The following is a 12,652-nucleotide window of genomic DNA, read 5'->3' as shown; positions in this document are numbered from 1 at the left end:
GCTCGAACCCGAAGCCCGCGGCGTCAGGGAATCAGGCGGTAGAGCGTATAGGGCTGCGCCTCGAACGAGAAGCGGGTGTCGCCGCCCTCGCCATAGAATTGCAGCAGGCCGAGCGGCCCATAGGGACTCGTCGCCGCACTGCTCTGCTGGAAGACGCGCGGCCCCACCTGCTCCCAGCGGACCGTCTCGCCATTCAGCGTCATCACCAGCCCATGCTCGCCGTCGCGCCGGACCTGGATCAGGCTCGCGGGATCGAGCCGGTAGCTGGTGTAGGAGCGTCGGTTGGTGCGATAGGTGCCTTCCACCAGCTCGGCGGGCGCGCCGGTCCACAGCGGCAGCCGCTCGGTCGGAAACAGGCGCTCGGTCACCAACGCCGTCAGCTCCGAACGCGCCAGCGAGGAGCCGTCGCCGCCGGTGGTGGAGATGAAGAAGCCGACGTTCGCCTCGGGCGCGAGCACCAGGTTCGAATGGAACTCCCCGGTATTTCCGCCGTGCCAGACGATCCGCGGGTTCGAGACGCGACCCTCCAGGAACCCATGGGCAAGACCCGGCAGGCCCGGCGAATTGGCCGCCAGCCGGGTCCGCATCTGCTGCGCGGTTTCGGGGCGCAGGATACGCGTGCCGTCGATCTGCCCATCCTGCAGATGAGCGATCATGAAGCGCGCCATGTCGGCGCCCGGCGCGGACATCGACCCGGCAGGCGCGATGTTGCGAATCATTTCGGGCGGCTGGGCGACGAACCGGCCGTCCTTCCATTCATAGCCGACCGCCGCATCGCCTTCCCAGCCGCTCGGCAGCGGCTCGCGGAAGGTGCTGCGGGTCATGCCCAGCGGCTGGAAGATGTGCCGGTCGACATAGTCGAAGAAGTCTTCGCCCGATACGCGCTCGACGATATAGCCGGCGATCGCGCTGCCATAGTTGGAGTAGGAGATTTCCTGGCCGGGCGGCCGCACCCGCGCCGGAATGTGCGACGCCAGCCAGGGGCCGAGCGGCCGATATTCGTCCGGCGAGCTGACGAACATGTCGGCATAGCCGTCCTCGAACCCGGGCGTGTGATCGAGCAGGTCGCGGACGCGGATCTTCTGCGGAAACGTGTCGGGAATGGTGAAGTCGAGATAGCGGTCGATCGGCGCATCGAGGTCGACCTTGCCCTGCTCGACCAGCTGCATCAGCGCCGTCCAGGTGAACAGCTTCGAGACCGAGCCGGGCCGGAACAGCGTCCGCGCCGGATCGACCGGCCGGCGCGCCTCGACATCGGCATAGCCATAGCCCTTCTGGAACACGACTTCGCCGTCGGCGACGAGCACGAACACCGCGCCCGCGATCTCGCGATTGGCGATTCCCATCGCCATTGCGCCATCCACGAATGCCTCGAGCTCGCCGACGCGGGTTTCCAGCGTGGTGGTCGCCTCGGCACGAGGCAACTGCACGGTCTGCGCGTGGACCGCCGGTGCGGCGGTCGCCAGCAGCAGGGCAGTGAACAGCACGGCGCCTTTGCGTTTCGGGACCAGAGTCATGCCTCCCCCTTCTTCTTCTGTCGAACGGAAGCGGCGGGACGCCTTGAACGCTCCCGCCGCCAATGGTCAGAACTTCACCTTGGTGCCGACCTGGAAAAAGCGGCCGATGCCTTCGTAATGGGCGTTGGCCGTCGTCGTGACCAGCGGCGGATCGACGTCGAAGACGTTGCGGACGTTGCCGAACAGCTCGAACCGGTCCCACACGCGGAACTGCAGACCCAGATCGACATAGGTGCGTGCCTCGATGTCGCCGTTGATGATGTTCTGCTGGCTGTCGAACTGGCCGCCGCCCACATAGCGCACCCGGGTGTCGATCCCGAAGCTGTCGCTCTGATAGCCGGCGCTGAACGTACCGCGCCAGTGCGGTACGCCGTCGATGACCGGATCGCCGACGTCGCCCGCCACGTCGCGGCGGGTGAAGCCGGTTTCGAACACCAGCGAGTCGACATAGGTCGCCAGCGCGCGGAAGCGCAGCGTTCCCGCCTCCCCGTCGATCAACGCGAGCGGCAGCTGATAGGCCGCCTCGATATCGACTCCGTTTGTCTGGAACCGCGCGATGTTCTGGGCAAAGGCATAGACGGTGTCGATCGTGCCGGTCGCATCGCGAACGACGCGGGCACAGGCGCCCGCGTCGCCCTGCGCGCAGGCTGCGGTGACATCCGAGGCGCTCGGGGTCGTGATCGCATTGCCGATCTTGATGTCGTAGTAATCGACCGAGACGCTGAGCCCGCGCAGGAAGCTGGGGGAGATCGAGCCGCCCACCGTCCAGGTCTCGCTGACTTCGGGGACGAGATCCTGATTGCCTCCGCTCAGGATCGTCGCGGTCGGGTTCGGATTATAACCGGGGACGGCGTCCCTCCCCGCGCTGTCGAGATCGACGACCGGACGCACGTTGATCGAGCTCACCGAAAAGAGGTTGCCGATGCTGGGTGCGCGGATGTCGCGCGAGCGCGTGGCGCGGAGCAGAATGTCGTCGAACAGCCGGGCAGTGCCGCCCAGTTTCCACGACCAGATGCCGCCGCTCAGGCTATAGTCCGAATAGCGCGCCGCACCGTTCAGATCGAGTTCGAGCGCCTGAGTGTCGAGCAGCGGAACCAGCGCTTCGACGAAGCCTTCCTGTACGTCGAACCCGCCCTGCGTCGGCACGGTGAACACCGCCAGCCCGAACACACCGGCCTCGTCGAGCGGGCCGTTCGACTGTTCCTGCTCCTCCCAACGTGCCTCGGCACCCACGGCGATCGTGACCGGGCCCGCCCACAGCGAGAACAGATCGCCCTGCAGCCGGATCGTGGCCGAATCGAGTTTCGTCGTCCCCGCGAGATATTGCGTGCCGCTCACATATTCCATCGCCTCGGGCGAGGCGGCGCCGATCCCGAACGGATTGAACGCCACGCACGCCGGATCGTCGTTGGTCGGGTCCGCATCGGCATTCACCGCGCAGACGATCTGTCCGCCGACCTCGACCGCATCGATCGCCCGCGCGAAATTTCCGGGGATCGACGAATTGAAGAAGCGCTGGACGCTGTCGACTTCGCCATGGCTGAAGTGCGCGTCATATTCCCAGCCGTTGCCGAAGCTGCCTTCGATGCCGACCGCGAATTCCTTCGTCTCGCGTTCCGCGTCGAACGTCATGAAGAAAGTGTCGGTGAACAGCCGCCCGATCGTCAGGCTCGTCTCCCCCGCCCCGGCGAGCTGCGCCTGGATCGTCGGCGAAAGGAACGGGTTGCTCGCCGACACAGCGAAGACCGGCGACGAAAAATCCGGGAAGAAGGGCTGAGTCGTTTCGGCGCGGCCATAAACCGCATCGGCCCAGACAGTGACATTCTCACCGATGTCGTAGCTGGCGCGTGCATAGGCGCTGACGCGCTCGAGCGGGCTTGCGACCCACAGCAGATCATAGAGGCCGAAATAATCCTCCTCGGTCGCGGCACGGAGCGAGCCGTCGGCATTGAACAGCTGCCCCGCGAGCGACCCGGCCAGGATCGTGCCCTGGCGCGTGATCGGCGCCAGATCGTTCACGTCCGGCTGCAGCTCGAAGCGTCCGCCGCCCAGGTTGACGTTGCCTGCGCCCAGCCACGGACGCTCGGCACGTCCCTCCGGCGATATTCCTTCGTCGTTCACATATTCCGCGCCGATCATGAAATGCCCGCGGCCACCGGCGAACTGCGTTCCGAACGAACCATCAAACCCATAGCGGAAGCCGTCGCCGCGCGACGAGATGCCGCTCTGGGCGCCCAGCGTCAGTCCGTCCAGATCGTCGTTCAGGATGATGTTGACGACGCCCGCGACCGCGCCCGAGCCCCAGGCTGCCGATGCGCCACCGGTCACCAGCTCGACTCGCTGAACCAGGTTCGTCGGCACGAAGTTGAGATTGTTGTCGCCGACGAAACGACGGCCGTTGACCAGCGTCAGGGTGCGTGCACTGCCCAGGCCACGCAGATCGACCGGCGCGGTGCCGCTCGAGGTGTTGCCGATCGTGCCGGTGGGCGAGACCGAGTTGCGGATCTGCGGCTGCTCGTTGAGCACCTGCTGCAGGTTCGGGGCCGTTGCGAGCCGGATTTCTGCATCGCCGATCACGGTGGTCGGGGTGGGCTGGTCGAAACCGGCCCGCTCGATGCGCGATCCGGTCACGACGATCGCTTCGGCCTCGGGCTGCGGCGTCCTGCTCGGAGGTACCGTCTGATCCGAGGCCGGTTCCGGCGTCGACTGAGCGAAAGCCGGTCCGGCGACAGCCAGAGCAAGAGCTCCAACGGAAGCCGACAAGGCCGTGCGAACTGCGATCTTTCGTTCAAGCATGATTTCTTCCCCGATGAAGTTCTGCGTCGAGCCCCCAGAAGCACTGGCCGCCGGTACAGGCACCGCAACGGCATGATTTGATCGACGTCGGCGCATTTGCCGATCGCGACCTAGTTAACCTGAATGGGACGGTTGCACTCTGTTTGGAGCATGTCAATCATGTTACGGAACAAAGAATCCGATTGTGACATCTCTGCCGTGACACATGCCGCGGGTGGCCGAGCGGCACGCGAAGAATCCGCGCCGCTCCCGCCGAAAGCGGGCGACGGCACGCACGTCCGCGTCCTCCTTGCACGGCGCCTCCACGGCGGCGGCACACCCGCGCCGTCGAAGCGCCCCTATTTCCAGGTCGCCCGCAGGAGTCGCGCGAAATTGCCGCCGAGGATCAGTTCGATGTCCGCATCCGAATGGTTGCGGCGGATCAGTTCCTCGGTGAGATCGTAGAATTTGCGCGGATGATCGAACCCGTCGACGTCGATCTTTTCGCGAAACGCGTAACTTTCCTTGTACGCATTGCGCAGCATCGTGTTCTGGTCCGCAGGCATGTCGTCATAGCCGTTCAAGTCGCTGTCGGTGCCGATCCCGACATGCTCGATCCCCACCAGCCGCGCGACATGCTCGATATGATCGACATAATGCGCGACTGTCGTGGGATCGCGATCGCGGATGAAGTTGCGCACGCCCGTGATCCCCATCACGCCGCCCTTCGCCGCCAGCTTCACGATCATCTCGTCGGTCTTGTTGCGCGGATGGGCGTTGAGCGCGCGGCAGTTGCTGTGGGTATAGGCGATTGGACGCGGCGAAAGCTCGACTGCGTCCAGCGTCGTGCGGTCGCCCGAATGCGACACGTCGATCAGCATGCCTGCTTCGTTCATCGCGTTGATGATCGCCACGCCGAAGTCGCTGATCCCCGCATCGACTCGCTCGGTGCTGCCGGTGCCGATACGGTTCATGCTGTTGTAGGTGAGCTGGGCACAGCGCAGCCCCAGCTGGTAGAAATAAGCCACGTCCTCGACGCGCTCGAACTGATCGGCGTTCTGCAGGCCCATGATCATGCCCACCTTGCCTTCAGCCTTGGCCCGCTCGAGGTCGCTGACCAGCCCCACGAGCGAGAACACGTCCGAGTTGCGCCCGGCATAGCCCTGCCACGCCGCCAGGAATTCGAGCGCCTGCTCCTTCGAACCCGGGCCGCCGATGCCGACCGCATTGTGGATGCCCGTCACGCCGGAGGCGCGAAACTCCGCTTTCTGCTCCTCGGTCATCGGATCGGCATAGACGTCGGGCCGAAAGTCGATCTTCGGAATCGCCAGCATGTCGAGGACCATTGCGCGCTCGACCAGCGCGATCGCCCGCGCCGAATAGGTCGTTTGAGTCGCACCCAGGCTGTAATATCCCCGATTGATCATCGGAAAGGCCATCAAGGCGCCTGCGCCGGCCGCCTTCAGAACGTCGCGCCTCCCCGGCTTGCGATCCATTCCCATCGGTACTCCCTCCCTCGACGCGAGTCTTCGCTGCCCAGGAGTGTTTATCCCAATCGGAAACTTGTCAACGCTGCGGAGAATTTTGCCAAATCGCCCCGCGCGCTTCGGCGCGGTGCGCGACCCGCTGACGATTGCAATTCCTCGGACTTTACCGAGCCGAACATCAGCAATCGATGCAAGGATCTGCCGATGCCATGCTTGACTCGAAAGCCCCAGCAGGAAACTATGTCCTGATTGGAAAATGGAGTGCAGCGCGATGGGCCGAATGACGCTCGAATATGCAGTCGAGAAGTTCCCCTACAAGGCTCCGTTTCGTATCTCGGGCTATCTCTTCGACTCCTCCGAACTCGTCACGGTCACGCTGCGCGACGGTGCGCACCGGGGGCGCGGCGAGGGTGCCGGCGTCTATTATCTGCAGGATGATGTCGCCAATATGGTGGCCGAGCTCGACGTCCATTGCGACGCGATCGAAGCAGGGCTGAGCCGCGAGGAGCTGCGCGAGGCGATGCCGCCGGGCGGCGCCCGTAACGCAGTCGATTGCGCGCTCTGGGAGCTCGAGGCGGACCGCGCCGGCGTGCCCGTGTGGAAGCTGGCCGGATTCGAAGCTCCCGATCCGCTCGTCTCCACCTTCACGCTCGGCGCCGACGATCCGGCCGCGATGGCGGAGGCGGCGCGCGGCTATACGGTGGCGCATGCGCTCAAGCTGAAGCTCACCGGCGATCTCGATCTCGACGGCGAGCGGGTCCGCGCCGTCCGGGCGGCACGGCCCGACGCCTGGCTGGGGGTCGATGCGAATCAGGGCTTCACCGGCGACCAGCTCGATCCGCTCGTCGCGATTCTCGTCGAGGCGCGCGTCGAGCTGCTCGAACAGCCCGTGCGGCGCGGCGCCGAGCACGAGCTTGATGGATTCAAGTCGCCGATCCCCGTTGCCGCCGATGAAAGCGTGCTCACGCTCGACGATCTGGCGACGCTCCCCGGCCGGTTCGGCGCGTTCAACATCAAGCTCGACAAGTGCGGCGGCCTCACCGAGGCGCTGATGATGCTCGAGGCGGGCAAGCGGCTCGGGCTCGACGCGATGGTCGGCAACATGATGGGCAGCAGCCTGTCGATGGCGCCGTCGTTCCTCGTCGCCCAGCGCTGCCGCTACGTCGATCTCGACGGCCCCACCTTCCTCGCCCGCGATCGCCAGCCCGGCGTCGTCTATCGCGACGGGAAAGTGTGGTGCGGCGACACGGTCTGGGGGCCGCAGAAGCTGGCCGCGCATGCAGGGGAGACGCACCTATGAGACGCTTTGCCGCACTGATCGTCGCCGGGATGCTGTCCGGCGCCGCGCCCGCACCCGTGCAGGACGCGGCCGACTATGACATCGTCATCCGTAACGGCCATGTCCTCGACGGTGCCGGCAATCCCTGGGTCAGCGCCGATGTCGCGATCGACGACGGGCGTATCGTCGCGATCGGCGCGGTGCCAGGTCGCGGCGAGACCGAGATCGACGCCACCGGCCGCTATGTCGCGCCGGGCTTCATCGACATGCTCGACCAGTCGGGCCACGCCCTGCTGCGCGACGGCAGCGCGGCGAACAAGCTGCGCATGGGCGTGACCACGCTGATTGCCGGCGAAGGCGGCACCGCCGTTCCCGCGGATGAAGTCGCCGCCTATTTCCGGCAGCTCGAGACGCAGGGCATCGCCGTCAATTTCGGTACCTATTATTCGGCGACTCAGGCGCGGATGAAGGCGATGGGCGATTCCGCCGGCGCGCCCACGCCCGAGCAGATGGCGGTGATGGAAGCCGAGGTCGCGACTGCGATGCGCGCCGGCGCCTTTGGCGTCTCGACTGCACTGATCTATCCGCCTGCGACCTTTCACGCGCAGCAGGATCTGGTGCGCCTCGCCAGTATCGCCGGCCGCTGCGGCGGAACCTATGCCACCCACATGCGCGACGAGAGCAGCGAGTTGCTCGCCGCGATCGGCGAAGCGATCGAGATCGGCGAGCGCAGCGGCGCGAAGGTCGAGATCTTCCATCTCAAGGCCGCCTATGCGCCGCTCTGGGGCCAGCTCATGCCGCAGGCGATCGAACTGATCGAAAGCGCCCGCGCGCGCGGTGTCGATGTCGCGGCGAACATGTATCCCTATCGCGCCGGTGGCACCGGCCTGTCGCCGACCGTGCCGACTCATCTTTACGAACAGGGCCGCGACGCCGCGCACGAGGCGCTGCGCGACCCGCTGGTCCGCGCCCGCCTCAAGGGCGAGCTCGCCGCCGGTCCCCAGCCCAACTGGTCGAATCTCGTCCACGCTTCGGGCGGCTGGGACAATGTCGTGCTCGCCAGCGCACATGTGCCCGAAATGCGCCAGTATGAAGGGCAGAGCTTCGCCGCGATCGGTGCCGCGCTCGGCCGCGATCCGGCCGACGTCGCCTGGGATACGATGCTGGCCGCGCTGCCGCAGCGGGCGAGCGCGCTCTATTTCATGATGCGCCAGGACGACATCGATCTGGCGATGCGCCAGCCCTGGGTCAGCATCGGCACCGATGCCGCTGCCTCGGTCCCCGCGATGGAAAGCGATCCGGTGGGGCTCACCCATCCGCGCTCCTACGGCACCTTCCCCCGCATCCTCGGCGACTATGTTCGCGAGCGCGGCGTGCTCACGCTCGCCGAGGCGGTCCGCAAGATGACGTCGCTCCCCGCGATGCGCATGGGACTTTCGGATCGCGGCGTCCTGCGCGCCGGGCTTCGCGCCGACGTGGTGATCTTCGACGCCGATCGCGTGATCGATCACGCCACCTATGCCGATCCCACCGCCAGCCCGGAAGGCGTAGAGGCGGTGATCGTCAACGGCGTGCTGGCACTGCGCGACGGCGAACCCACCGGCACGCGCAGCGGCATGGTCCTGCGCCACCGCTGCGAGATTTGAGGTCCGGGAAAAACTGCCGGGGGTGCGTGTGCGCCCCCGGCGATGCGATTACTCGGCGGCGGGCCGGAACAGCAGGTCCTGATAATCCCAGCTGAAGTCCGCCAGCGGCGATACCGGCTTCATCGTCACGCGCTCGACCTTGCCGTCGGCATCGAGCGCGAAGGTGACATAGGCCGGCTCGATCCCCGGATCGGTGAAACGCGTGACGAACGTGTCATACTGCCAATGCTCCAGCCGGCCGCCCATGTTCGGAGTCGACTTGAAGTCGATCGTCAGCCCGTCGCCCGAAAGCGCCACTTCGATGTCGCCGTACCAGGCGTCGCTATACGTACCGGCATAGCGGTCGAGCGCGAGCGACGGGCCGACCTCGGCCGGCTGCGCCGCGGCGCTTTCAAGCTGCGCGACTGCCGCCGCAATCCGCTGCTGCTTCATCTCGGCCAGCTTCTCGGGCCAGTCGCCGCGCGGCTTGTCGAGATAATGGTCAAGCAGTTCGTAGAAGAGGCCGCGAACCAGTTCGCCTTCTTCGCTGTTCACGGTGATCGAGAAACCGACATTCTCCTCCGGGATCATCGCCACCATCGTCAGCGATCCGAACACCGCGCCGCCATGCGAGACGATCTTCGCGCCGCGATATTCCTGCACGCTCCAGCCGAGCGCATAGGTGGAGAACATCGGATCGAGCACCGCCATTGGTCCCGAGGAGCTGCGGGTCGGCAGCAGCACCACCGGGTCCCACATCTCGCGGCCGGCTTCCTCGCTGAACACCCGCCCCTCGCCGTTCGGCAAGGCGCCATGGGCGAGCTGGATCTTCAGCCATTGCGCCAGTTCGTTCGCACTGCTGGCGATGCCGCCGGCGGGGGCTGAGCTCGGCGCCAGGCTTTCGCGCTCGTCGAGGATCCGGAGCGTGCCGATGCCGCGGATCGGTCCGCCCAGCCGCGCATGCGCCTGCGCGCGATCGGGCGTGGCGAGCCGCGCCGGCTCGTTGCTGGTCGATCGCAGCATCCCTGCCGGGCGCAGGAGATGCTCGACGACATACTCTTCCCAGCGTTGACCGGTCACTTCCTCGATCAGCTGGCCGGCGACCATGTAGAGGACGTTGTCATAGGCATAGCCGCTGCGGAAACTGGTCGCCGGTGCGATATGGCGCAGCCGCCGCACCGCTTCGGCGCGCGGGATGTTCGAACGCGGCACGAACAGCAGATCGCCCGCGCCGAGGCCAAGGCCGCTGCGGTGGACGAGCAAGTCGCGTACCGTGATCTCGCGCGTCACCCACGGATCGTACATCTGGAATTCGGGGAAATGCTCGATGACCGGATCGTCCCAGTCGAGCCGGCCCTCGTCCACCAGCGTCGCCAGCGCGGCGGCAGTGAATGCCTTGCTCGCCGATCCGATCAGGAACAGCGTGTCCGCGGTCACCGGTTCGTTGCCGCCCGCGGCGCGCACCCCCCAGCCGCGCGCCAGTACGGTCTCGCCATCCTCGACGATCGCGATGGCGACGCCGGGCACGTCGAGCTGCTGCCGCAGCGCCTCGACCCGCGCTTCGAAACCGGCCGGCGGATCGGCGAGCGCCGGGCTGGCGGCAAAGCACAGGCACAACAGGATCAGCCGTTTCATAGGTCCTCCACGGATCGACGGGGGGAGTCGCGCACGATCCGCACCACGCCGATCGTGAGCAGCGGCAGCACGTATACCGCCAGGAACATCCAGGCGAGTGCGCGATAGCCGTTGGCGATCAGCGCCACGAGCCCGAAGCGGTCGGCCAGCAGCATGCACCCGATCAGCAGCACCGCGGCGATGCCGAGCCGCGCCTGCACCGACAGCGAAGTGCCGCGCCGCTGCTCCACCACATGCGACACGCGCTCGTTGATCGCATGCACCACGCCGACTCCGCTTTCGAGCAGCGCGGCGAAGATCATCGCCTGAAACACCAGGTGAAAGGCCGGAACGCCGAGCTGGCCGAGCAGAAAGTCCGACGGCAGCGTCTCGTCGCCGATCGCGGGATAATAGGCGATCATGCAGATGTAGAATGCCAGCGCCGGCCACATCGCCATCGGCCCGGCGATCGCACCGGCGATCACTGCGTCGCGGTTGCTGGTGAAATGGCGCACCACCGGCAGGATCACGACCGCGGCGACGATATTGTAGCTGGCATAGGTGACGCCGTTCGCGAACCAGTTGGTCGCCGGCACCGGCTGGGCGAACCCTTCCGCGATGCGCCCGCCGAAGCGGCTCACCGCCAGCACCAGGAACAGCGCATAGGTCGCGTAGATCCCGATCGAGAGATATTTGAACATCCGCTCGACCGAGTCATTGCCGAACATCGAAATGACGGCGATGCACCCCATCAGTGCCAGCGTCCCGCCGATCGTCGGCCAGCCGAGCGCCGACTCGCCCAGCGCGCCCGCCGCGGCGCCGAACACCGCGAGGATCAGGATCACGAACAACAGATAGGCGACTTCGAACAGCGGCGCCGCCGGCCCGAGCAGCGCCTTGAAGAAGCTGCGATAGTCGAGCGCGGCGATGCGGCGGGCGAAGAGGAAGGTGAGCGCCGTGACCAGGCTCCAGATCGCCATCGCCAGCAGGATCGCCGCCACGCCGCCCCAGGGCCCGCTCGGCAGGAAGAATTCGGCGAGTTCGCGCCCCGTCGCATAGCCTCCGCCGATCACCACCGCCTTCAGAGCGAAGCTCGGAAGCAGGAAGCGCTGAAAGGCGGAGGGGCGATGGCTCATGCGAGACAGAAATCGAGCAGCGCGTCGAACGCAGGGCCGCGGCGGATCGGATCGGCCGCCGGCAGCCCCAGCCGGTCGCTCTCAGCCGCGATCAGCGCCTCGGCCTCGCCGGGCGAGAGGTGCGCGGTGTTGAGCGACACCCCGCCGCAGCGGATCGCCGGATTGGTCAGCCGCCCCAGCGCGACGGTCTGTTCGATCACTGCCTCGATCGGCGGCACCGCAAAGGCCTCCATCCCCAGCATCTGCTCCCGCCCGGGCTGGTGGCATACCACGAACACATCGGGCTGGCTGCCGTGCAGCAGCGCCAGCGACACGCCGGCGAACGAGGGGTGGAACAGCGACCCCTGGCCTTCTATCACATCCCAATGATCGGCCGCGGCGTCCGGGCTCAGCTGCTCGGCCGCGCCGGCCGCGAAGTCCGCCACGACCGCGTCCATGGGGATGCCGCTGCCGGCGATCAGGATGCCGGTCTGGCCGCTCGCGCGGAAATCGGCGGCCACGCCGCGGTCTGCAAGGCCCCTGGCGATTGCCAGCGCGGCATATTTCTTGCCCAGCGCGCAATCGGTGCCCACCGTCAGGATGCGCTTGCCGCTGCGCTTGCGGCCGGTCGCGATCGGAAGGTCGGTCGGCGCCCGGCGCACGTCGATCAGCCGCCGGCCCAGCCGCGTCGCCGCCGCATTCACTTCGGGAATGTCGGCCAGCCGCGAGTGCATGCCGGCGATGATATCGAGCCCCGCCTCGAGCGCCTCGACGAGCGGCGGCAGCCACGAGCGGGGAATCACGCCGCCGATGTTGGCGACGCCGATCACCAGCGCCCGCGCGCCCTGTGCATAGGCTTCGCGCGGCGTCATCGCCGGAAGCCCTGTCGAAACCGCCCCTCCCGGCAGCGCGAATTCGCCGACGCAGCGGTCGCTCGCCCAGTCGCGAAGTCCGAACGCGGTCTTGGCGAATCCGGGCGAAGTCACGTCGCCCAGGAACAGCAGATAGGGCGTCGGCAGCGTGCCGGCCGCCATCGGCTCGGCCTCGGTCTCGGTCCAGCGCTCGGCGCGCTCGGCTTTTGCAATGCTCATCGCGGCGCCTCGTCGGTTGGGTGCATGTTCATCTCCGCATCGCCGCTCCCGGAAACCGATGGGCCCGCAGCAACTTCTCTACACAGAAACAATATGTCCTGAACGGAGAATGTCAATCGCCCTCGGCTCATTGCGCAAGCCGCCGGAGC

8 protein-coding genes are annotated in these 12,652 nt (G+C 66.8%); 2 read left to right on the top strand and 6 right to left on the bottom strand.

What is annotated here, in order from left to right; genetic code table 11:
* Positions 1 to 23: 23 nt before the first annotated feature.
* From H7V21_RS13775 to H7V21_RS13765, 3 genes are all read right to left on the bottom strand, one after another.
* Complete coding sequence (locus H7V21_RS13775) at positions 24 to 1,517, bottom strand: serine hydrolase domain-containing protein (RefSeq protein ID WP_188054278.1); 1,494 nt, start codon at positions 1,515 to 1,517, stop codon at positions 24 to 26.
* A 66-nt stretch (positions 1,518 to 1,583) separates the two neighbouring features.
* A complete protein-coding gene (locus H7V21_RS13770) occupies positions 1,584 to 4,148 on the bottom strand; it encodes a TonB-dependent receptor plug domain-containing protein (protein ID WP_262503891.1) in 2,565 nt (854 codons plus the stop codon).
* Between the two features lie 503 nt (positions 4,149 to 4,651).
* Entirely contained in the window at positions 4,652 to 5,788 is a 1,137-nt protein-coding gene (locus H7V21_RS13765) for a dipeptidase (protein ID WP_188054276.1), read from the bottom strand.
* A 262-nt stretch (positions 5,789 to 6,050) separates the two neighbouring features.
* Here H7V21_RS13765 and H7V21_RS13760 point away from each other — a divergent pair, with 262 nt between their 5' ends.
* Both H7V21_RS13760 and H7V21_RS13755 read left to right on the top strand, forming a co-directional pair.
* Positions 6,051 to 7,079 (top strand): dipeptide epimerase, encoded by a 1,029-nt coding sequence (locus H7V21_RS13760; protein ID WP_188054275.1) that lies wholly within the window; start codon positions 6,051 to 6,053, stop codon positions 7,077 to 7,079.
* Positions 7,076 to 8,704: an N-acyl-D-amino-acid deacylase family protein gene (locus H7V21_RS13755; RefSeq protein ID WP_223177032.1), complete on the top strand. Its 1,629-nt coding sequence runs from the start codon at positions 7,076 to 7,078 to the stop codon at positions 8,702 to 8,704. Before H7V21_RS13760 ends, H7V21_RS13755 begins: the two co-directional genes overlap by 4 nt.
* A gap of 48 nt (positions 8,705 to 8,752) precedes the next feature.
* Here H7V21_RS13755 and H7V21_RS13750 read toward each other — a convergent pair whose 3' ends face one another.
* From H7V21_RS13750 to H7V21_RS13740, 3 genes are read right to left on the bottom strand one after another with little or no spacing between them, the layout of a single operon-like run.
* Positions 8,753 to 10,318 carry a serine hydrolase gene (locus H7V21_RS13750; protein ID WP_188054274.1) on the bottom strand — a complete coding sequence of 522 codons (1,566 nt, stop codon included), beginning with the start codon at positions 10,316 to 10,318 and terminating at the stop codon, positions 8,753 to 8,755.
* Positions 10,315 to 11,433, bottom strand: coding sequence for a hypothetical protein (locus H7V21_RS13745; RefSeq protein WP_188054273.1), 1,119 nt, complete (start codon positions 11,431 to 11,433; stop codon positions 10,315 to 10,317). Before H7V21_RS13745 ends, H7V21_RS13750 begins: the two co-directional genes overlap by 4 nt.
* Entirely contained in the window at positions 11,430 to 12,446 is a 1,017-nt protein-coding gene (locus H7V21_RS13740; protein WP_262504109.1) for a DUF1611 domain-containing protein, read from the bottom strand. Before H7V21_RS13740 ends, H7V21_RS13745 begins: the two co-directional genes overlap by 4 nt.
* Positions 12,447 to 12,652 lie beyond the last annotated feature (206 nt).

It is taken from the genome of Sphingosinithalassobacter sp. CS137 (genome assembly GCF_014334115.1).
Lineage (GTDB): Bacteria > Pseudomonadota > Alphaproteobacteria > Sphingomonadales > Sphingomonadaceae > Sphingomonas.
This window is presented reverse-complemented; position numbering and strand designations above follow the sequence as displayed.

Bases quoted from the DNA above. Each gene is read 5' to 3' on its own strand.
- H7V21_RS13775 (WP_188054278.1), bottom strand. From the start codon at position 1,517: ATGACTCTGGTCCCGAAACGCAAAGGCGCCGTGCTGTTCACTGCCCTG.
- H7V21_RS13765 (WP_188054276.1), bottom strand. From the start codon at position 5,788: ATGGATCGCAAGCCGGGGAGGCGCGACGTTCTGAAGGCGGCCGGCGCA.
- H7V21_RS13760 (WP_188054275.1), top strand. From the start codon at position 6,051: ATGGGCCGAATGACGCTCGAATATGCAGTCGAGAAGTTCCCCTACAAG.
- H7V21_RS13755 (WP_223177032.1), top strand. From the start codon at position 7,076: ATGAGACGCTTTGCCGCACTGATCGTCGCCGGGATGCTGTCCGGCGCC.
- H7V21_RS13750 (WP_188054274.1), bottom strand. From the start codon at position 10,318: ATGAAACGGCTGATCCTGTTGTGCCTGTGCTTTGCCGCCAGCCCGGCG.
- H7V21_RS13745 (WP_188054273.1), bottom strand. From the start codon at position 11,433: ATGAGCCATCGCCCCTCCGCCTTTCAGCGCTTCCTGCTTCCGAGCTTC.
- H7V21_RS13740 (WP_262504109.1), bottom strand. From the start codon at position 12,446: ATGGCGGCCGGCACGCTGCCGACGCCCTATCTGCTGTTCCTGGGCGAC.